This is a genomic window from Pseudomonas oleovorans subsp. oleovorans (genome assembly GCF_002197815.1).
Lineage (GTDB): Bacteria > Pseudomonadota > Gammaproteobacteria > Pseudomonadales > Pseudomonadaceae > Aquipseudomonas > Aquipseudomonas oleovorans.
Window position 1 is genome coordinate 39419 of sequence record NZ_NIUB01000023.1, and the last position, 21000, is coordinate 60418.

Annotated in this window: 19 protein-coding genes; 14 read left to right on the forward strand and 5 right to left on the reverse strand. The window is 62.5% G+C overall.

The annotated features are described in order from the left end of the window. Positions 1 to 21: 21 nt before the first annotated feature. On the forward strand, positions 22 to 1011 hold the full coding sequence (locus tag PSOLE_RS14685; protein WP_074859440.1) for an AraC family transcriptional regulator: 990 nt from the start codon (positions 22 to 24) through the stop codon (positions 1009 to 1011). A 137-nt stretch (positions 1012 to 1148) separates the two neighbouring features. On the opposite strand, the gene PSOLE_RS14690 is transcribed toward PSOLE_RS14685, so the two are convergent. Beyond that, on the reverse strand, positions 1149 to 2174 hold the full coding sequence (locus PSOLE_RS14690) for an AraC family transcriptional regulator (protein WP_074859437.1): 1026 nt from the start codon (positions 2172 to 2174) through the stop codon (positions 1149 to 1151). A gap of 295 nt (positions 2175 to 2469) precedes the next feature. On the opposite strand from PSOLE_RS14690, the gene PSOLE_RS14695 reads away from it, so the two are divergent. The 10 genes from PSOLE_RS14695 (at position 2470) to cysW (ending at position 11382) form a co-directional block, all read left to right on the forward strand. Further along, entirely contained in the window at positions 2470 to 3108 is a 639-nt protein-coding gene (locus tag PSOLE_RS14695; RefSeq protein WP_074859434.1) for a peroxiredoxin, read from the forward strand. A gap of 9 nt (positions 3109 to 3117) precedes the next feature. Continuing rightward, entirely contained in the window at positions 3118 to 3711 is a 594-nt protein-coding gene (gene ssuE, locus PSOLE_RS14700; RefSeq protein ID WP_074859430.1) for an NADPH-dependent FMN reductase, read from the forward strand. Positions 3712 to 3794: 83 nt separating this feature from the next. Beyond that, a complete protein-coding gene (locus PSOLE_RS14705; RefSeq protein ID WP_074859425.1) occupies positions 3795 to 4760 on the forward strand; it encodes a sulfonate ABC transporter substrate-binding protein in 966 nt (321 codons plus the stop codon). Between the two features lie 58 nt (positions 4761 to 4818). Beyond that, a complete protein-coding gene (ssuD, locus tag PSOLE_RS14710) occupies positions 4819 to 5967 on the forward strand; it encodes an FMNH2-dependent alkanesulfonate monooxygenase (protein ID WP_074859422.1) in 1149 nt (382 codons plus the stop codon). 230 nt (positions 5968 to 6197) lie between these two features. Continuing rightward, positions 6198 to 6992, forward strand: a complete 795-nt coding sequence (gene ssuC / locus PSOLE_RS14715) for an aliphatic sulfonate ABC transporter permease SsuC (protein WP_055985291.1) — start codon at positions 6198 to 6200, stop codon at positions 6990 to 6992. Next, a complete protein-coding gene (gene ssuB, locus PSOLE_RS14720) occupies positions 6989 to 7789 on the forward strand; it encodes an aliphatic sulfonates ABC transporter ATP-binding protein (protein WP_074860032.1) in 801 nt (266 codons plus the stop codon). Before ssuC ends, ssuB begins: the two co-directional genes overlap by 4 nt. 89 nt (positions 7790 to 7878) lie before the next feature. Further along, the gene (locus PSOLE_RS14725) at positions 7879 to 8094 is read left to right on the forward strand and encodes a TOBE domain-containing protein (protein ID WP_003464423.1); all 216 of its coding nucleotides are present in this window, start codon (positions 7879 to 7881) and stop codon (positions 8092 to 8094) included. Between the two features lie 282 nt (positions 8095 to 8376). Then, on the forward strand, positions 8377 to 9393 hold the full coding sequence (gene cysP, locus PSOLE_RS14730) for a thiosulfate ABC transporter substrate-binding protein CysP (RefSeq protein WP_074860030.1): 1017 nt from the start codon (positions 8377 to 8379) through the stop codon (positions 9391 to 9393). 325 nt (positions 9394 to 9718) lie between these two features. Then, a complete protein-coding gene (gene cysT, locus PSOLE_RS14735; RefSeq protein WP_074860027.1) occupies positions 9719 to 10558 on the forward strand; it encodes a sulfate ABC transporter permease subunit CysT in 840 nt (279 codons plus the stop codon). After that, positions 10555 to 11382 carry a sulfate ABC transporter permease subunit CysW gene (gene cysW / locus PSOLE_RS14740; protein WP_074860025.1) on the forward strand — a complete coding sequence of 276 codons (828 nt, stop codon included), beginning with the start codon at positions 10555 to 10557 and terminating at the stop codon, positions 11380 to 11382. The genes cysT and cysW overlap by 4 nt, the downstream gene beginning before the upstream one ends. 165 nt (positions 11383 to 11547) lie before the next feature. On the opposite strand, the gene PSOLE_RS14745 is transcribed toward cysW, so the two are convergent. Then, complete coding sequence (locus tag PSOLE_RS14745) at positions 11548 to 13842, reverse strand: putative bifunctional diguanylate cyclase/phosphodiesterase (RefSeq protein ID WP_074860023.1); 2295 nt, start codon at positions 13840 to 13842, stop codon at positions 11548 to 11550. A gap of 170 nt (positions 13843 to 14012) precedes the next feature. Between PSOLE_RS14745 and desA the strand changes: the two genes are divergently transcribed. The 3 genes from desA to PSOLE_RS14760 all read left to right on the forward strand — a co-directional run bounded on the left by desA (position 14013) and on the right by PSOLE_RS14760 (position 18064). Then, positions 14013 to 15203 carry a delta-9 fatty acid desaturase DesA gene (gene desA / locus PSOLE_RS14750; RefSeq protein WP_074860021.1) on the forward strand — a complete coding sequence of 397 codons (1191 nt, stop codon included), beginning with the start codon at positions 14013 to 14015 and terminating at the stop codon, positions 15201 to 15203. A gap of 110 nt (positions 15204 to 15313) precedes the next feature. After that, entirely contained in the window at positions 15314 to 16288 is a 975-nt protein-coding gene (locus PSOLE_RS14755; protein WP_074860019.1) for a GGDEF domain-containing protein, read from the forward strand. Positions 16289 to 16714: 426 nt separating this feature from the next. Continuing rightward, entirely contained in the window at positions 16715 to 18064 is a 1350-nt protein-coding gene (locus tag PSOLE_RS14760) for an OprD family porin (protein ID WP_074860017.1), read from the forward strand. Between the two features lie 109 nt (positions 18065 to 18173). Here the strand turns inward: PSOLE_RS14760 and PSOLE_RS14765 are convergent, their stop codons facing one another. From PSOLE_RS14765 to PSOLE_RS14775, 3 genes are all read right to left on the reverse strand, one after another. Further along, positions 18174 to 18503 carry a DUF2388 domain-containing protein gene (locus PSOLE_RS14765; protein ID WP_074860015.1) on the reverse strand — a complete coding sequence of 110 codons (330 nt, stop codon included), beginning with the start codon at positions 18501 to 18503 and terminating at the stop codon, positions 18174 to 18176. Positions 18504 to 18601: 98 nt separating this feature from the next. Next, positions 18602 to 18847, reverse strand: coding sequence for an NfeD family protein (locus PSOLE_RS14770; protein ID WP_074860013.1), 246 nt, complete (start codon positions 18845 to 18847; stop codon positions 18602 to 18604). A 328-nt stretch (positions 18848 to 19175) separates the two neighbouring features. Then, positions 19176 to 20960 carry a GspE/PulE family protein gene (locus tag PSOLE_RS14775; RefSeq protein ID WP_074860011.1) on the reverse strand — a complete coding sequence of 595 codons (1785 nt, stop codon included), beginning with the start codon at positions 20958 to 20960 and terminating at the stop codon, positions 19176 to 19178. Positions 20961 to 21000: the final 40 nt, after the last annotated feature.

Here is a 21000-nt window from a genome sequence, read left to right on the forward strand (position 1 = left end):
CCTTGTCCGAGGAGCCTTGTCATGACCACTATGGCTGCTGCCCTGCACGCCAGTCATTGCGACCCCGACGCTGCGCAGTCCTGGATGGCGGCGATCTGCGGGCCTCATCAACTGGAGGTGCGGCGCCCGGCGCGGCTGTGCTTCGAGCATGACGGCCTGCGTTTGTCAGGCCTGGGTACGGTGCTGGGGCGCGTGGCCTACGGCACCGACGTGACCATCGCGGTGGGGGCACTCAGTCGCCTGGATGGCTACAGCATCAGCCTGCCGATCAGTGGCCGACAACTGCTGCATGGGCCGCAGGGCAGCTTGCGTTCAGACCGTCGCCAGGGCCTGATCGTCTCGCCGAGCGAGCCTCAGATACTGGAACTGACCGGCAACTGCCGCAAATGGCAGGTGGTGATCCGCCGCGAGGCTGTGCAGCAAGTAGCCGAGCAGTGGTTGCAGCGGCCGCTGCCGGGCCCGGTCGCGTTCGCACCACGCATGGATTTGAGCGATCCCCGGGTCGCTGCCTGGTGGCAGTTGGTGGCACAGCTCTGCCGCGATTTCGCCGCCGGGCGCCTGCTGTTCGCCGAGGGGGCGTTGGCCCGTGAGCTGGAGACACTGCTGATCCGTGGTCTGTTGCTGGCGCAGCCCAGCGACCTGACGCCGTTACTCACCGCGCAGGCATCACCTGACCTTCCTGCCTACTTGCAGCGCACTTGCCGCTTCATCGCCGAGCATGCGCGAGAAGAGATCGGCCTGCGCGATCTGGAGGCTGCCGCCGGGGTGGCGCGTCAGCGCCTCTATGATGCCTTTCATCGATACCTGAGCTGCACGCCCATGGGCTACCTGCGCCAGCAACGTCTGCTGGCCGTGCGTGCTGCGTTGCTGGCACCCCAGCCTGCTGCCAGCGTATCGGCAGTCGCGATGGAGTGGGGGTTCTCCCACCTGGGACGCTTCGCTGCCGACTACCGCAAGGCTTTCGGTGAGGCGCCCTCGCAGACGCTGGAGAACGCTCGTCAGCCGCGTTAGCCGGGGTGGCGCACCGTGGTGACCTGGGGCCCGATGGGTAGGAGCGGATTTATCCGCGAAAGAGTGAGCAGCGATGCCGCAAACACCGCGAATGAATTCGCCCCTGCATGAGGCCGTATCGACGGCCTCAGTGCTCATCAGCCATTGCGGTAACGCAGGGTGGCGGAGGGCAGTTCGCCGTAACGCCGCTTGTATTCCTGAGCGAAGCGGCCGAGATGGGCGAAGCCCCATTTGAAGGCGACTTCGGTGACCGACCCTTGCGGCTCCTGGGTCAGCTCCTGGTGCACCCGTTCCAGGCGCAGGTCACGCAGATAGACCATCGGGCTGGTATTGCGGAAGTTGCGAAAGCCGGCGTAGAGCGTGCGTACGCTGACGCCAGCCTGCTCGGCCAGGCACTCGATGCTCAGTGGCTCGTGCAGGTGGTTGCGGATGTACTCCTCGGTGCGTTTGACGAAGTAGGGCGAAACGCTCTTCTCGTTGCACTCGCGCAGTTGCTGCTGGACATCGTGCTGCACGCCATAGAGCAGGGCGTTGAGCAGCGTCGACTCGAACTGGCGCAGCACCAGCGGCTGGTGGATGGGGTGGTTGTCGTCGGCCATGGCCTCCAGCAGAACCCCAAGGAGTTGCAGGAAATAGGCGCCACCGGTGCTGCCCAGATCCAGGCGTGGGTCGAAGGATGGCAGGTGCTCGGGGTTCTGCGCCAGGTGCTGGCGGCAATGGTGGGCCATGTCGTCGCTGTCGATGCGAATCGCCAGTTGCGCCGCGCCGCCTTGCCAGCGCATCTGTGCGGGCAGTTGCGGGGACAACAGCGAGGCAACCTGTGGCGTCGAGTCGAACTGATGGTTACCGCAACGCACCTGAGCGTTACCGGAAACCGGGATCTGGATCAGGTAGAAACGCTCCAGGCGGCCCGGGTCGATGATCACGTCGGTGGAATATTCCAACCGATTGAGCGACAGCCGGCCCCGGCTGAGATGGTGCATGCACGCGCTGACACTGCCTCCCGACTGGCTTGGCTTCAAGTCGTGAGGTTTGAATATGCGCCCGACGTTTTCGCGTACCTGTTCGGTATCGCTCAAGAGGAACAGCTGGTTCTCGGGCGAAAAAATGCGGGTACTTTGGAAGCGCTCGCCTCCTTCGGGCACGCTCGGACTCGGACTCATCACGGTCTCCTGCACAATTACAAGGCATCTGTGCACCGACGGTCTTCCAGAACGCTGCAGTATTCGGATGACCGCTGCAGGTCGTGGATAGCCGTGGTGTTTTGTCGGGGGAAACAAGGCGCTGTTTCCCCCATGGCTGTGTACTCAGCAAGCCGTGGGCCAAGTGCATGAGCTTTGAGGCGGGAAAATCTTTTTATTTCTTAAAAGAATAAATAAATCATTATTTATTCTTTTTGTTTCTCTTTGTTCCTGAGCATAGTGAGCACCACGCAAGCTACTGCCAAGGAGCACGATCATGACCATCCGCCTGGGCGACATCGCCCCCGACTTCGAGCAGGACTCCAGCGAAGGCCGCATTCGTTTCCACGAATGGCTGGGCGACAGCTGGGGCATCCTCTTCTCCCACCCGGCTGACTTCACCCCGGTGTGCACCACTGAACTGGGCTTCACCGCCAAGCTCAAGGACGAATTCGCCAAGCGCGGCGTCAAGGCCATCGCCCTGTCCGTCGACCCGGTGGATTCGCACCTGAAGTGGATCGACGACATCAACGAGACGCAGAACACCGCAGTCAACTTCCCGATCATCGCCGATGCCGACCGCAAGGTGTCCGACCTCTACGACCTGATCCACCCGAACGCCAACGACACCCTGACCGTGCGTTCGCTGTTCGTCATCGACCCGAACAAGAAGGTGCGCCTGACCATCACCTATCCGGCCAGTACCGGGCGCAACTTCAACGAAATCCTGCGCGTCGTCGATTCGCTGCAACTGACCGACAATTACAAGGTCGCCACACCGGCCAACTGGCAGGACGGTGAAGAAGTGGTGATCGTGCCGTCGCTGAAGGACGAAGCCGAAATCGCCCAGAGCTTCCCGAAAGGCTATCGCGCCGTCAAACCATACCTGCGCCTGACCCCGCAACCCAATCGCTAAGGATCGAACATGCATGTCGTGTTGCTATCCGGCAGCCCCGCGGCGCGTTCGCGCACCGAAGTGTTGCTGGACTACGTGCGTCAACGCCTCGAGGCGCAGCACGTGGAAGTGAGTCTGCTGCGGGTGCGGGATTTTCCGGCTGAGGATCTGCTGCATGCGCGCTTCGACAGCCCGGCTGTCCAGCAGCTGCAGGCCGTGGTGGCCAGCGCCGATGGTCTGGTGGTCGGTACGCCGGTGTACAAGGCGTCGTTCACGGGTGCCTTGAAGGTGCTGCTGGATCTGCTGCCCGAGCGCGCTCTGGCGCACAAGGTGGTACTGCCCCTGGCCAGTGGCGGCAGCCCGGCGCACCTGCTGGCGGTGGATTACGCGCTCAAGCCGGTGCTGGCCGCGCTGAAGGCGCAGGAAATGCTCTCCGGCGTGTTCGCCGTGGACAAGCAGATTGCCTACCCGGAAGGGGACAGGCCCGCGCAGATCGACGACGAGTTGCGCGACCGCCTCGACGAGGCACTGGAACAACTGGGCGCAGCCCTGGCGCGACGGCCGAGGCCGATTGATCCGAACGTATTGAACGACCGGCTGGTGAACGCCCGCTGGAGCATCTGATCCACCCGTAATGCCCCGCCTTACTCGCCCGCCAACGGGCAAGCAGGTAGCCAACCAAGACATCACCGCAAAGGGAGAGCGCCATGCGCACCATTACTTTGCGTCGAAGCCTGGTCGCCCTGTTTGCTGCGGCCATTTCCTTCGGCGCCATCACTCATGCACAAGCCGAGACACTGCGTATCGGCTATCAGAAATACGGCACCCTGGTTCTGCTCAAGGCCAAGGGCACCCTGGAAAAACGCCTGGCCGAGCAGGGCGTTGAGGTCAAGTGGACGGAGTTCCCGGGCGGCCCGCAACTGCTCGAAGGTCTCAACGTTGGCTCCGTGGATTTTGGCGTCACCGGTGAAACCCCGCCGGTATTCGCTCAGGCGGCTGGCGCTGACCTGCTTTATGTCGCCAATGAGCCGCCGGCACCGACCGGTGAGGCGATCCTCGTTGCGAAAGACTCGCCGATCAAATCGGTGGCCGAGCTCAAGGGCAAGAAGGTCGCTCTGAACAAGGGCTCCAACGTGCATTACCTGCTGGTGCGTGCACTGGAAGACGCCGGCCTCAAGTACGGCGACATCACCCCGGTCTACCTGCCGCCGGCCGATGCCCGCGCCGCATTCGAGCGTGGCAGCGTCGATGCCTGGGTGATCTGGGATCCGTTCCAGTCCGCCGCCGAGAAGCAATTGCAGGCCCGAACCCTGCGTGATGGCAGTGGCCTGGTCGACAACCACCAGTTCTATCTGGCGACCCGTACCTATGCCGAGCAGCACCCGCAGGTGATCGGTGCGCTGGTCGAGGAAATCCGCGGTGTCGGCGAGTGGGTCAAGGGCAACCTCGACGAAGCCACCAGCCAGGTCGCGCCGCTGATCGGTCTGTCCCCGGATATCACCCGCCAGGCCGTGGAGCGCCAGGGTTATGGCGCGCAGTTCATCACCCCGGATGTGGTCGAGGCGCAGCAGAAGATCGCCGACACCTTCACCGAGCTGAAGCTTATTCCCAAACAACTGACCATCAAGGACGTGATCTGGAATCCCCCCACTAAGGTGGCCCAGGCCCAGTAATCCCTCGGCCCGGATACGTCCGGGCCATGCCGACGATTTCGTAAAAGGAGACAACTCCATGAGCCTCAACATCTTCTGGTTCCTGCCTACCCATGGTGATGGCAAGTACCTGGGCACCTCCGAAGGCGCGCGCGCCGTCGACCACGGCTACCTGGCCCAGGTCGCTCAGGCGGCTGATCGTCTTGGTTTCGGTGGCGTGCTGATCCCCACCGGGCGTTCCTGCGAGGACTCCTGGCTGGTGGCAGCCTCGCTGATCCCAGTCACGCAGAACCTGAAGTTCCTCGTCGCCCTGCGCCCTGGGATCATTTCGCCGACCGTGGCTGCGCGCCAGGCGGCGACCCTGGATCGCCTGTCGAACGGCCGTGCGCTGTTCAACCTGGTGACCGGTGGTGACCCGGACGAGCTGGCCGGCGATGGCCTGCACCTGTCGCATGCCGAACGCTATGAGGCTTCCGTCGAATTCACCCGTATCTGGCGCCGCGTTCTGGAAGGCGAAACCGTCGACTACGACGGTAAGCACATCCAGGTGAAGGGCGCCAAGCTGCTCTATCCGCCGATCCAGCAGCCGCGTCCGCCACTGTATTTCGGTGGTTCATCCGACGCGGCGCAGGATCTGGCCGCCGAGCAGGTCGAGCTGTACCTGACCTGGGGCGAGCCGCCGGCCGCTGTGGCCGAGAAGATCGCTCAGGTGCGTGAGAAGGCGGCCAAGCAGGGCCGCGAAGTGCGCTTCGGCATTCGCCTGCACGTGATCGTGCGCGAGACCAATGAGGAAGCCTGGGCGGCGGCGGATCGCCTGATCAGCCACCTGGATCAGGACACCATCGACCGCGCCCAGGCGTCGCTGGCGCGCTTCGACTCAGTCGGCCAGCAGCGCATGGCCGCCCTGCACGGCGGCAAGACCGACAACCTGGAAGTGTCGCCGAACCTCTGGGCCGGTGTCGGCCTGGTGCGCGGCGGCGCTGGCACCGCGCTGGTCGGCGATGGCCCGACCGTGGCGGCGCGGGTCAAGGAATACGCCGACCTCGGCATCGATACCTTCATCTTCTCCGGCTACCCGCATCTGGAGGAGTCGTACCGGGTCGCCGAACTGCTGTTCCCGCACCTGGATGTGGCCCAGCCGCAGCGTCCGGAAAGTCGCGGCTATGTCAGCCCGTTCGGCGAAATGATCTCCAGTGACATCCTGCCGAAGGCGGCTTCGGCGAGTTGAGGGTGGCGCAGACATAGGGTTTCCCGGCTTGCATCCGGGCTACGGACTGAAAAGCGCCCTCTCCCCAGCCCTCTCCCATGAATGGGAGAGGGGGCTGATCGGCGCCGCTGGGTTGCCCTGTGGTATGGCTCGGCTCCCCTCTCCCGCTTGCGGGAGAGGGGTTGGGGGAGAGGGCAGATGTAGCCCGGATGCAATCCGGGGACAGAGACACAGAATTCTTCGAGGCAACCATGAGCAACACGACCCTTCACAAACTGGCCCTGCGCGCTGCGCCCTGGGCCTTGCCGCTGGGGCTGCTGGCCGCCTGGCAACTGGCGGTGGCCAGTGGCTGGCTGTCCAGCCGCATCCTGCCGGCGCCCAGCGCCGTGCTCGCCGCCGGCTGGGAGCTGCTGGCCTCCGGCGAAATCTGGCAGCACCTGGCGATCAGTGGCCAGCGCGCCGGGATCGGCTTCGCCATCGGCGGCGGTATCGGCCTGCTGCTGGGCTTTATCACCGGCCTGTCGAAATGGGGCGAGCGCTTTCTCGACAGCTCGGTGCAGATGATCCGCAACGTGCCGCACCTGGCGCTGATCCCGCTGGTGATCCTCTGGTTCGGCATCGACGAGGCGGCCAAGGTGTTCTTGGTCGCGCTCGGCACGCTGTTCCCGATCTACCTCAACACCTACCACGGCATCCGTAACGTCGACCCGGCGCTGGTGGAGATGGCGCGCAGCTATGGCCTGTCCGGCTTCTCGCTGTTCCGCCAGGTGATCCTGCCGGGTGCGTTGCCGTCGATCCTGGTTGGCGTGCGCTTCGCTCTGGGCTTCATGTGGCTGACGTTGATCGTGGCGGAGACCATCTCGGCCAGCAGCGGCATCGGCTACCTGGCGATGAACGCCCGTGAATTCCTGCAGACCGACGTGGTGGTGCTGGCGATCCTGCTCTACGCGGTGCTCGGCAAGCTGGCCGACGTCGCCGCCCGTGGTCTTGAGCGCGTCTGGCTGCGCTGGCATCCGGCCTACCAGGCCAAGGCGGGTGGGCAATGACGGCGCTGCATAACATTCGTCAGGGCATTCCCCTGGCGATCGAGAAGATCGAGAAATCCTTCGGCGAGCGTCAGGTGCTCAAGGGCATCGACCTGCATATCCCGGCCGGGCAGTTCGTCGCCGTGGTTGGCCGTAGCGGCTGTGGCAAGAGCACCTTGCTGCGCCTGCTGGCCGGTCTGGATCAGCCCAGCGGTGGCCAGTTGCTGGCCGGCAATGGCTCGCTCAACGCGGTGCGTGAAGACATTCGCCTGATGTTCCAGGATTCGCGTCTGCTGCCCTGGAAGCGGGTGATCGACAACGTCGGTCTGGGGCTTTCCGGCAACTGGCGCAAGCAGGCGGAAGAAGCGCTGGCGGCGGTCGGTCTGGCGGATCGCGCCAATGAGTGGCCGGCAGCCCTATCCGGCGGGCAGAAGCAGCGCGTGGCCCTGGCCCGTGCATTGATCCATCGCCCGCGCCTGCTGCTGCTCGACGAGCCGCTGGGTGCACTGGATGCCTTGACCCGTATCGAGATGCAGCAACTGATCGAACGCCTGTGGCAGCAGCATGGCTTCACCGTACTGCTGGTCACCCACGACGTTGCCGAAGCGGTGGCCGTGGCGGATCGGGTGATCCTGATCGAAGACGGTCAGATCGGCCTCGACCTCGATGTGCAACTGGTGCGCCCGCGTCCGCATGGCTCGCCGCTGCTGGCGGCACTGGAAGCGCGCGTGCTTGATCGTGTGCTGGCGCAGCCGGAATTGCCGACGCCGCCCGAACCCGTATCACCCCTGCCCACGCAACTGCGCTGGGCGCTTTGACGCCGTAGCCCGGAGGCAATCCGGGAGCGGCTCGAGAATTCCCCGGATTGCATCCGGGCTACATGTAAAACGACCTGAGGAGAAACACCATGACCATCAAAGCCATCAACGTGCGTAACCAGTTCAAGGGCAACATCAAGGAAATCGTCATCGGCGACGTACTGTCGGAAATCGACGTGCAGACCGCTGCCGGCATCGTCACCTCGGTGATCACCACCCGTTCCGTGCGCGAACTGGAATTGCAGGTGGGCAGTGAAGTGATCGCCTTCGTGAAATCCACCGAAGTGTCCATCGCCAAGCTCTGATCGCTCTTGCGCCACCCTGGCCGCTCCTCGGGGCGGCCGGGGCGAGGCGCCACCGTCACTTCCCCGCGTTCCTCCTTGTTCGCCACTTCCGGCTCCTTCCCGTATGCTTCCCCGTCTTTCCCTGGCCGCATCTGTGCGGCGGGTTCGTCTGATAGCGTGGTTGATTTTTATCTGGTTATAAGCAGATAAGAAAATAGTATTTTTCGGATATATACCGTTGCGCCACAATCGCGCCATCAAAACGCCTGCTTGCAGGCTCTGCCAACGATAAGGAAGCCGCTCATGCTGAAGAAGATCCTCCTGGCCAGTGTGGCCAGTGCCACCCTGCTTACCGGCTCGCTGAGCCATGCTGCTGCCGACACGCCGTTCCACAACGCCTCCTACGACATCGCCCGCGAGCTGTTCGGCGAGATCAACCCGTTGTTCGTCGAGCACTGGAAGCAGCAGAGCGGCAAGGAAGTGAAGATCATCCAGTCCTTCGCCGGCACCTCGCGCCAGGCGCAGGACATCATTCAGGGCAAGAAGGTCGACGTGGTCACCTTCAACCAGGTCACCGACGTGGACATCCTGGCCAAGCGCGGTCTGCTGCGTGAAGACTGGGCCGAGCAGTTCCCCAACAACGCCTCGCCGTACTACAGCACCACCGCGTTCCTGGTGCGCGAAGGCAACCCGAAGAACATCAAGAGCTGGGATGACCTGATTCGCGATGATGTGAAACTGGTATTCCCCAACCCCAAGACCTCCGGCAACGCCCGCTACAGCTACCTGGGCGCCTGGCTGTTCGCCAACGAGAAATTCAATGGCGACGAGGAGAAGGTAAAGGCCTTCGTCGGCAAGCTGCTGAAGAACGTCGAGAACTTCCCCACTGGCGGCCGTGGCGCCACCGTAGCCTTCGCCCAGAACGGCCAGGGCGACGTGCTGCTGACCTTCGAGTCGGAAGTGATCAACATCGCCAAGGGTGACGAGTTCAAGTCCGCCAACCTGGAAATCGTGGTACCGGAAGTCAGCGTGCTGGCCGAATTCCCGGTCGCTATCGTCGACAAGGTGGCTGACGAGCGCGGTACCCGCGAGCAGGCCAAGGCCTTCCTCGACTTCCAGTACAGCAAGGACATTCAGCAGCTGCTGACCCGCTACAACTACCGCGTACACCACCCGGAAGTGGTCGAGGCGACCAAGGCCCAGTTCGCCCCGGTACGCCTGATCAACCCGACCGAGGTGCTGGGCAGCTGGGACGAGATCACTGCCAAGCACTTCGACAACGGTGGTATTCTTGACCAGCTTCTCGCGACCGGGCGCTGAGCGCGCCGGTCTGGCGTAGCAGGCTGTTGAACAACGTAGGCGAGGCAGGCAAGACAATACCGATGGCGGCCCCGCAAAAACGGCCGAAAAAAGCACTGGGCCCGCACTCGGGTTTACGTGCTGTAAATGAGCATTTTGACTGGACTCGCACGCGAGGCCGTTTTTAACGCAGTATTGCCAACGTAGGTAGTTTTTCAACGGCCTGTTAGGGCGGGTGTAACCCGCCTGCCATGAGTGGCGGGTTGCACCCGCCCTACGCGAGCATCGTAATGGTCCGTTGGCCGCTTTATTGGCGGCCAACTGCATTTGTAGAGCCGAGCTTTTCGTGAGTAAACCGACGCTGTTCTTCCTGCAGACTCCGCTGCTGCCTGGCTTCGGCCTGAGCTTCGGCGTCAGCGTGCTGTACCTGTCGCTGGTGATCCTGCTGCCATTGTCGGCGCTGCTGCTGTACGTCAGTGACATGAGCTGGGCGCAATATTGGTTCGCCATCAGCGATCCGCGCGTGGTGCAGACCTACAAGGTGACCATCTCGGCGGCCTTCTACTCGACCCTGGCGGTACTGGTGATCGGCCTGCTGCTGGCCTGGATCATCACCCGTTACGATTTTCCCGGCCGGCGCATCGTCGATGCGCTGGTCGATCTGCCCTTTGCCCTGCCCACCTCGGTCGCCGGCCTGACCCTCGCCGCGCTGCTCGTGCCCAATGGCTGGATCGGCCAATGGCTGGGCTTCAAGGTGGCCTACGCCTACCCCGGTATCGTGGTGGCGATGGTGTTCACCAGCATTCCTTTCGTGGTGCGCACGGTGCAGCCGGTGCTGCAGGATCTCGGTTCGGAATACGAAGAGGCCGCGCGCACATTGGGCGCCAGCCGCATGCAGACCTTTCGCAAGGTGATCCTGCCGACCCTGACCCCGGCGCTGGTCACCGGCGGCTCGCAGGCCTTCGTGCGCAGCCTCGGTGAGTTCGGCGCGGTGATCATGATCGCCGGCAACATTCCCTACCAGACGGAAGTCAGCTCGTTGATGATCTTCGTCCGTCTGCAGGAGTTCAACTACCCGGCGGCGGCGGCCATCGCTTCGGTGATCCTGCTCGCGTCGCTGACGCTTCTGTTCCTCCTGCAGCTCGTGCAGGGGCGTCTGTTCGCATGGCAACGGCAAGGTCGATGAAAAAACCTCAGGATTGGCGCCAGTGGGCGCTGGTAGTGCTCGGCCTGATGGTCGTCACGTTGATGTTGCTGGTGCCGCTGGCGCTGATCTTCACCAAGGCGCTGGCCGGCGGGCTGGATCTGCTGTGGAGCAACCTCGGCGAGGACTACATGCTCCACGCCATCGGGTTGACCCTGCTGGTGGCCGCAATCACCGTGCCGCTGAACCTGTGCTTCGGCATCTGCCTGGCCTGGTGCGTGACGCACTACGATTTTCGCGGGCGCAAGCTGCTGACCACCCTGATCGACATTCCCTATGCGGTGTCGCCGGTGGTGGCCGGTCTCTGCTACCTGGTGGTCTACGGTCTGGAAAGCTTTATCGGCCGCTGGTTCTACGATCAGGGCCTGCAGCTGATGTTCGCCTGGCCGGGCATTGTCATGGTCACGGTGTTCGTCACCGCGCCCTATGTGGCGCGCATCCTGATTCCGGTGATGCAGGCCCAGGGGCAGGACGAGGAAGCCGCCGCCATGTGTCTGGGGGCCAGCGGCTGGCAGATCTTCCGGCGTATCAGCCTGCCGAAGATCAAGTGGGCGTTGCTATATGGCGTGGTGGTGACCAACGCCCGTGCGGTCGGTGAGTTTGGTGCGGTGTCGGTGGTGTCCGGTACCATCATCAACCAGACCCTGACGTTGCCGCTGCTGGTCGACCAGCTCAACAACGACTACAAGCCGGCAGCGGCCTTTACCGCCGCCGGGTTGCTGGCGTGCATGGCGCTGCTCACGCTGTTCCTCAAGACCTTCATGGAGTGGCGTCAGCGCCAGCTGATGCAGCGCGCCGAGGCGTAAGCCGAGCGCAGCCCCGTGTGAGCGCACTGCACGGGTTCATCTGGTGTCGGTAGCGGGTGCAAATCGGGCAGATAAGGTCGCTAGGGCGGCTTTGCGCAGCTCTCGTCCCTTTACTGGTGCTGCGCCGCGGGCGCCGCTTCTGCGCAGCGCAGCGTCTGACAGGCATCAGGCCGTGGGCTGGTTTTTTCCGGCCTCGTCGGGCGAGCTGATGTCGGCGCATATAGCGCCTACTGGCTGTGGCCGACCGAAATGGTAGCCCTGGCCATAGTTGCACCCCAGCCCGCGCAGGAAGTCGGCCTGCTCGGGTTGCTCGATACCTTCGGCCAGCACCTTGAGGCCCAGGCTCTTGCCCAGCGCGATCACCGCGCGGGCGATGGCGGCGTCCTCGGGATCATCGGGCAGGCCGCGCACGAAACTCTGATCGAGCTTGAGCTTGTCTACCGGCAGGCGTTTCAACCGCGCCAGGGAGCTGTAGCCGGTGCCGAAGTCGTCAATGGCCAGGCGCACGCCCAGGGCGCGCAGGCTGATGAGCAGTTTCTGCGCTGCATCCGGGTCTCCCATGATGGCGCTCTCGGTGACTTCCAGCTCCAGCTGCTCGGGCGGCAGGCCTGTTTCTGCCAGTACCTGCGCCACTTTTATATCGAGTTCACCGCGGCTGAACAGACGGCTGGAGACGTTCACCGCGACGAAACTCAGTCCACAACCTTCGGCGTTCCAGTGCACCATCTGGCGACAGGCCTGCTCCAGCACCCAGGCGTCGATGGCGCCGATCATGCCGTTATCTTCGGCAATCGGGATAAATTCGCCAGGAGCAATCAGCCCACGTTGCGGGTGCTGCCAGCGTACCAGTGCCTCCATGCCCACCTGGCTACCGTCACCCAGGTCATGCAGCGGTTGGTAGTAAACGCGCAGTTCCTCGTTGTCGAGGGCGTGGCGCAGGCTGCTGGCCAGCTCCACGCGCTGGCGGGCGTAATCGGTCAGTTCCTGAATATAGAAGGCGTAGCCTTCGCGGCCGCTGCTCTTGGCCTTGAACAGCGCCGAATCGGCATTGCGCAGGATTTGCTCGACGCTATCCCCATCGTCGGGGAACAGGCTGATGCCGATGCTGGCGCCGATGTAGAGTTCATGACCGTCGAGGCGAAAGGGTGCATCCAGGCTGCGCAGCAGACGCTGCGCCAGTTCGGCAGCCTGGGCGGCTTCCGTGCAGTTTTCGCTGAGCAGGCCGAATTCGTCACCGCCCAGCCGGGCCAGGGTGCAGCCGGCAGGCAGATCGTCCTGCAGGCGCTCGCCAACGCCTTTGAGCAGCAGATCGCCGACGTTGTGACCGAGGCTTTCGTTGATGTGCTTGAAGTGGTCGAGGTCGATCAGCAGCACTGCGCCGCGCAGTTCCTCGATCTTGCTGCGCTCCAGTGCATGGGCGACGCGCTCGGTGAACAGCAGGCGATTGGGCAGGTTGCTCAGCGGATCGTGGTGGGCCAGGTAATCCAGCTCACGCTGCGAACGCTTGAGCGCCGTGATGTCGGAGAACACCGCCACGTAATGGCTGACGCGCCCCTGCGCGTCGTGGATGACGCGGATGCATTGCCACTGTGGGTAGATTTCGCCGCTCTTGCGTCGGTTCCACACCTCGCCACTCCAGGCGCCGCGGTTCTGCAGGGCGTGCCACAGGCTCTGGTAGAAGGCGGTGTCATGACGGCCGGATTTGAGCAGGCCGGGGTGCTGACCGAGGATTTCCTCGCTGCTGTAACCGGTGATGCGGCTGAAGGCCGGGTTGACGTGAACGATGCGTTGTTCGGCATCGGTAACCAGTACCCCTTCCTGGCTGGCATCGAACACCGCTGCGGCCTGGCGCATGCTGTCGTCGATGGCGCGTTGCTGGGTGATGTCGCTGGCGATGCCGATGAAGCGCTGTGGTTGGCCGTTTTCGTCACGCAGCAGGCGACCGCGCGAGTGAATCCAGCGATAGCTGCCATCGGCATGGCGCAGGCGATAGATGTTGTCGTAGTGCTGTTCGTTGAACTCGGTGTTGAGCGTATGCAGCGCGCGCTCCATGTCATCCGGATGCAGGCGCGCGGCCCAGTCTTCGCGGGTATCGCCCAGGGTTTGCGGAGTGAGGCCGAGGAGCCTGGCGTAGCTCTCGGAGAAGAATACCTTGCGTCTGGACACGTCCCAATCCCACAGGCCATCGCGCGTGGCATCCAACGCCAGGCGCAGACGCTCCTCGTTACTGGCCAGTTCCAGGCGTGCGCGGCGGTACTGCAGGGCATAGCGGTGCAGCACCAAGTAGAGCAGCGAACTGGTGAGCGCGACGAACAACAGGCCCTTGAGGGATTGCGCGTGCTCCTGCTGCGTCACGGACAGGCCCAGGGCGGTCAACAGATGGTCGCTGAAAAGAATCCACAGAGCGGCGAGCAGGAGGTAGCCCAGGGTCAGACGCAAGGCGGCGATGTCGATACGCATGGGCAAGCGGCAGTGCTCCCTGTAAATGCTGGCCAGTATATATGCTTCACTGCTGAAACATTCTCATCTAAAAGACCACCTGGTTTTCTGGCATGGGTCAGGGATAATGTGATCAGGTTCGTCCTTGCAGGACAAGCCGCGTTCCCCCCTTTCAAGAGACAACAGCGCCCATGTGGTACAACGGTTTACTCGACCTGTCGGTCTGGCAATTGGTGGCAGTCACTCTGCTGATGACGCATGTCACCATCGTCAGCGTCACCGTCTACCTGCACCGCTACTCCGCGCACCGTGCGCTGGAGCTGCATCCTGCACTCAAGCATTTCTTCCGCTTCTGGCTGTGGTTGACCACCGGCCAGAACACCCGTGAGTGGACGGCCATCCACCGCAAACATCACGCCAAGTGCGAAACCGTCGATGACCCGCACAGCCCGGTCATCAAGGGGTTGGGCACTGTGCTGCGCAAGGGCGCCGAACTCTATCAGGAAGAGGCAAAGAACCAGGAAACCCTGCGTATCTACGGCAAGAACTGCCCGGATGACTGGATCGAGCGCAATGTCTACAGCCGCTACCCGATTGGTGGTGTGACGTTGATGGCGATCATCGATCTGGCCCTGTTCGGTGTGCTCGGTATGACCGTCTGGGCGATCCAGATGATGTGGATTCCGGTATGGGCCGCGGGCGTCATCAACGGTCTTGGCCATGCTGTCGGCTACCGCAACTTCGAATGCCGCGACGCTGCCACCAATCTGGTGCCCTGGGGCATCCTGATCGGCGGTGAAGAACTGCACAACAACCACCACACCTACCCCAACAGCGCCAAGCTGTCGGTGAAGAAGTGGGAGTTCGACATGGGCTGGGCCTGGATCAAGCTGTTCAGCTTCCTCGGCCTGGCTCAGGTGCAGCGTGTAGCGCCCATCGCCCATCGCGTCGAAGGCAAGCGCAATCTGGACATGGACACCGCCATGGCCATCCTCAACAACCGCTTTCAGATCATGGCGCAGTACCGCAAGCTGGTGATCGCGCCGCTGGTCAAGCAGGAAATGGCCAAGGCGGACGAGTCCGTGCGTCACCTGTTCCGTCGCGCCAAGCGCCTGCTCTCGCGTGAGCCGAGCCTGCTGGAAGAGCAGCATCACGCGCACATCGCCGATATGCTGGCGCAAAGTCAGGCTCTCAAGGTGATCTACGAGAAGCGTCTGGCGCTGCAGCAGATCTGGGTCAAGACCAGCAGCAACGGCCACGACATGCTCGAAGCCATAAAGCAGTGGGTACACGAGGCCGAGGCCAGCGGTATCCAGTCGCTGCGTGAGTTTGCCGAGCAGCTCAAGACCTACTCGCTGCGACCGTCCAGCGCGACTGCCTGATCGCCGCTCGTTACAAGCAAAGGCCCGCCGAACTGGCGGGCCTTTGTGTATGTCCAACAGCTCGCACTATGTTCATTTCAATGCGAGGCGAAGGACGGATGGCCGCTGTAATGGACGATCAAGGCAACGCTGTTTCCGAGTTGGAAGAACTGACCTTGGCTCTACTGCACAGTCGGGCCGAAGTGGAGCGCCTGGGCGAGCGTGAGCAACTGTTCAGCAGCCTGCTTGGTAGCGTCAATGCCGTGCTCTGGGCCTTCGACTGGAACGAGCAGCGGATGATCTATGTCAGCCCTGCCTATGAGCGTATCTTCGGTCGTTCCGCCGCGCTGCTTTTGGCCGATTATGGCGAATGGCGCAACAGCATCTATCCGGACGATATCGACTACGCTGCCGAAAGCCTGGCCAAGGTGCTGGAAGCCGGTGCGGTGGAGTCTCGCGAGTACCGCATCATTCGCGCTGATGGCCAATTGCGCTGGCTCAGCGACAAGTGTTTCGTCAGCCCCCGCATGGGAAGCGCCGAGCAGGGCTGCGTGATTGTTGGTATTGCCGAAGACATCACCGAGAAGAAGCGTTTGGAAGGTGAGCTGCATCGCCTGGCCACCACCGATGTGCTGACTCAGAGCAGCAATCGCCGGCATTTCTTCGAATGTGCCCGCAGTGAGTTCGAACAGGCGCGCCAGTTCGGCAGCTCGCTGGCTTTCCTGCTGCTCGATCTCGACGATTTCAAGAAAATCAATGATCAGTACGGCCATCAGGTCGGTGATCAGGTGTTGCAGCGCCTGGCTCAGTGCGGCAGCCATGCACTGCGCCGTGGCGACCTGTTCGGGCGTATTGGCGGTGAGGAGTTTGCGGCGCTGTTTCCTGGCTGTGAGCAGGATGTAGCCCTGCAGATTGCAGAGCGGCTGCAGCGTGAGGTGCAGCGCCTCGGCTTCCAGCATGAAGGTCAGCACTTCGGCATTACAGTCAGTCAGGGGCTGACCGTGATGCGTGCGACGGACGCCAGCCTCGATGGGCTCTATGCGCGCGCCGATGCCGCCATGTACACGGCCAAGCGCCAAGGCAAGAACCAGATCGTCCTGGGCTGAGGTTCTGGCGGTTTTCCGCCTGGGAACAGGTTCTCATAAGCGGAAATTTGCCTATCTTGATTGTCATTACATGGTCACTGTGCTGCAGGAAAAATGTAACCTATTGTTCTAGAGGCCTCGCGGGCTTGCTATAAGGAACTGGCGCGTTATCTGCATAGGCTCCGGCAGATGCCGGCCAGGATGTCGGCGCACAATAACAACGACGAGAGAGCATTCACCATGCACCACTCTGCCCGCTTTATTTCGGCCGCTGCGCTGCGTTCGCCGTTGTTCTGTTCTTCCTGAGTTTTTCATACGCCCATTCGAGCCTGGCTTTGCCGTGCCCTGGCTCGTGGGTGTGTGTGCCCTATTCGTTCCGGCCTGCCTCTTCGTGCCGAAGTCTGCGCCGGACGATGCGTCACCTTAAACACACTGGAGAGAAACATAATGAGAAAGACCTCCCTGGCACTGGCCGTAGCCGCCAGCACCCTGGGCCTGAGCCAAGTAGCCGTAGCCGATTTCATCGGTGACAGCAAAGCCAGCCTGACCATGCGCAACTTCTACTTCGACCAGAACACCGTGAACACCACCAACAACAATGGTGAGGCCAGCGAGTGGGGCCAGGGCTTTATTCTCAACTATCAGTCCGGTTTCACCGAGGGTACCGTTGGCTTCGGCGTTGATGCCGTCGGCATGCTGGGCGTGCGTCTGGATGGTGGTGGTCGAAACGTATCCCCCCAAAAAGCAGGTCAGGATCGTATTCCGGGTGCTCTGTTCCCGCTGGAAAGCGATGGCAGCGCCGTTGATGAGTTCAGCAAAGGCGGCCTGACCGGCAAGGTTCGTTTCTCCAAAACCGAGGCCCGCATCGGTACCCTGATGCCGAAACTGCCGATCCTCACTTCCAACGACGGTCGCCTGCTGCCGCAGATGTTCGAAGGTGGCATGATCACCTCCAACGAAATCGACAACCTGACCCTGACCGCTGGTCAGATCGAGCACGCCGTAGGCCGTGCTTCGAGCAACAGCACCGGTCTGGCCGTGGATGGCGGTAGCCAAGCCTCCAACAAATTCTATTTCGGCGGTGGCGACTGGAAGATCAACAGCGATCTGACTGCCCAGTACTACTACGCCAACCTCGAAGACTATTACAAGCAGCACTTCGCCGGTCTGGGGCATAACCTGGCGCTGGGCGAGGGCAGCCTGAAGACTGATCTGCGTTATTTCCGCACGACTTCCGATGGCAAGAACGGCAATGCTGCCGGTCGCACCGCTGGTTACTCTGCCAATAGAACCTTCGGTGACGGCACTGGTGAGATCGATAACAACACTTGGAGCGCTGCCTTCACCTACACACTGCAAAGCCACGCGATCATGCTGGGTTATCAGCGTGTTTCCGAGAATAGCAACTTCGTCCAGCTGAACCAGGGTGGCATTGAAGGTTCCGCAGGCGCCAGCGTCTATCTGTTGACTGACCGTCTGGCCAACAGCTTCACCCGCGCCGGTGAGCGTACTACCTTCGGTCAATACACCTACGATTTCGCTGGTGTCGGTGTGCCTGGCCTGAAGGCTTCGGTTGCTTATCTGAAAGGTACCAACGTTCAGTGCTCCAGCACTAATACCACCTGTACTGGACAAGCCAAAGAATGGGAGCGTGACGTCGCTCTGGACTACGTATTCCAGGATGGCGCCCTGAAGGGGCTGGGTCTGGGCTGGCGTTACGGCGTGCTGCGTGGCAACGCTGCAACTGACGTCGACCAGAACCGCCTGATCGTCAGCTACACCCTGCCGCTGATGTAAGGCGAGAGGTTTTCGGAAGGCCTGCTAAGGCCTGATGTTCCGATAAGCTGAACGAAAAATGCCCGCTCCCTTTGGATGCGGGCATTTTTTATGGTCAGCTGGTGATGGTTCAGCGTGCGCTCTCAGCTGGCGCTGCCGACGCCGCAAGGATGGCGCTGGCCAGAGCCATATCATCGGCGCCCTGCAACTGCGGGTTGGCGCTACGCAGCTGCTGCATCGCGGCCTCCAGATGTGGGCCGCGAATTTCGCCGTTGCTGGCGACGAAGCTGCTGGCATCCTCTTCGGCTGCGGCGACCAGCTTGCGATCCTTGAAGGTCAGGTAGGTCGAGGCGGTAGTGGCGCCCGAGGACAGAATGTCGCGCAGCAGGCCATCGGCGGCGGCGGTCTGGGCAAACAGGCAGGCACTGAAGGCCAGTGCAGCATGACGCGTTACACGCATGATGGAACTCCTTGTGGGGTGGCTCTGATCCTATGAGTGGTGCAGGCCAGCGATGGTTCCTCGCAGGCGATGGCCGGTTGCCCGTATCGGTGGTCTATCTAGCGGACAGTCCGGCGCTGGTGTCGCCGCCATAGCAATGCCGACAGTATCGCCAGCATGCCAAACAGCATGAGTTGCCAGGCCCAGTGCAACTCGGGAAGCAGGAAAACCACTGCGCCGACAGCGACAGCCATGAGGCCGACCCAGAGCAGGTAGCCGCCGGCACCAAACACTTCGAAAATCAGCAGCAGGGTAGCCAAGGCCAGCCAGTGCCCGAACGACAGGTTATGCAGATAGGTGATCATGAACGTACTGCACGACCCCGGCTGAGCGTGTTATTTGCGCGCCCTTAAACATGCATTGCATGGACTCCTTTGCTTGCAGGCTGTTGAACAACTACCTGCCTTGTCTTGCCTGTTTCGCCTACGTTGTTCAGTGGCGTGCCAGAGCGAACAATCTAAGCATAGTCACATGGCCGTTGCCGCCGACCCCTTCGCAGCGTGGACGCATGCCCGTTGAGCGGTGAGAACCCGTTCATATCGAAATGCTTTGTGCTTGCCGCGCTGGTGAGGCAGCTCAAAGAGGCTCCGTGTCTGCCCGCCTGGCCCCCGCCGCTGGCGGGCTGCGCACGCCTCAGCGTTGCTCGCTTTGTGGCGTGACGCGCAGCACTTCCTCGAGGGTGGTCAGGCCAGCGGCGACCTTTTGTGCGCCGGACAGGCGCAGGCTGCGCATGCCGTCCTTGAAGGCGGCGCGGCGCAGTGCGGTGAGGTCGGTGTCGGCGTTGATCAGCGGTTTGATGGCGTCGTTGATCAGCATGATTTCGTAGACACCGGCACGGCCACGATAGCCGGTTTCGCGGCACTCCAGGCAGCCGACGGCATGATGAGCCTGCGTTGGCAGTGGCGAGCTCCAGGGGCGGGTCAGGCTATTCCAGGCGTCCTCGTCCAGTTGCACCGGCGCCTTGCAGTGCGGGCACAGGGTACGTACCAGGCGCTGGGCCATGACGCCGAGGATGGTGGCCTTGAGCAGGTAGTGCGGCACGCCCAGTTCCAGCAGGCGGGTGATGGCGCTGGGGGCATCGTTGGTGTGCAGCGTGGAGAGCACCAGGTGGCCGGTCAATGCCGCCTGTATCGCCATTTCGGCGGTTTCCAGGTCGCGGATCTCACCGACCATGATGATGTCTGGGTCCTGACGCATCAGTGCACGCACGCCGCTGGCGAAATTCAGGTCGATATTGTGCTGCACCTGCATCTGATTGAAGGCGCCTTCGATCATCTCGATGGGGTCTTCGATGGTGCAGACGTTCACTTCCGGCGTGGCCAGTTGCTTGAGGGTGGTGTAGAGCGTGGTGGTCTTGCCCGAGCCGGTGGGGCCGGTGACCAGGATGATGCCGTTGGGCTGGCTGGTCATGCTGGCCCAGCGGCGCAGGTCGTCAGGAGAGAAGCCAAGCTGATCCGGGCTTTTCAGCAGCACCTCGGGGTCGAAGATACGCATCACCATCTTCTCGCCGAAGGCGGTCGGCAGGGTGGACAGGCGCAACTCCACTTCATTGCCATCCGGGGTCTTGGTCTTGACCCGGCCATCCTGCGGTTTGCGCTTCTCGGCGATGTTCATGCGGCCGAGGTTTTTCAGGCGGCTGACCACCGCCATGGTGACCTGGGCGGGGAACTGGTAGACGGTGTGCAGCACGCCGTCGATGCGAAAGCGTACCGTGCCCTGCTCGCGGCGTGGCTCGATATGGATATCGCTGGCGCGTTGCTGGAAGGCGTACTGGAACAGCCAGTCGACGATGTTGACGATGTGTGCGTCGTTGGCGTCCGGCTCCTGATCCTGGGCGCCGAGGCTGAGCAGTTGTTCGAAGTTGCCGACGCCGCTTATCTTCTGGTCGGTGGCATTGGCGCCGCTGACCGAGCGGGCCAGGCGATAGAACTCAGTGGTGAAGCGCTGGATATCGCTGGGGTTGGCCACCACGCGCTTGATCGGGCGCTTGAGTACGTGGACCAGGTTGGCTTCCCAGCTGTGCACCAGTGGCTGGCTGCTGGCAATGGTCACGCTCTCGCTGTCCACCGCCACGGCGAGGATCTTGTGGCGTTGAGCGAAGGCGTAGGACATCAGCGGGGTGATGGCCGGCACGTCGATTTTCAACGGGTCGATGCGCAGGTAGGGTTGGCCGGCGAAGTCGGCCAGCCAGACGGTAAGGGTTTCCAGGTCGAGCTTCTTGCCCGGGCGTGTCAGGTCGTCGACCTGCTGTGCGGCGAGGAACTCCAGCGGATGTTGGGTGTTGTTCAGTGAGCTGCGGCGAATCGCCAGGCACTGCTCGGCCACCTTCTGCTCGACCCGGCCTTGGGCCACCAGCTCACGCAGCAGGTCGCCAAGATCCAGTACACGGTCAGGGGCGGTAGCGGTGAAGGCGGACATGCGGGCTCCTCGGGTCGGCCTGAACAAGGTTAGCAGGCCG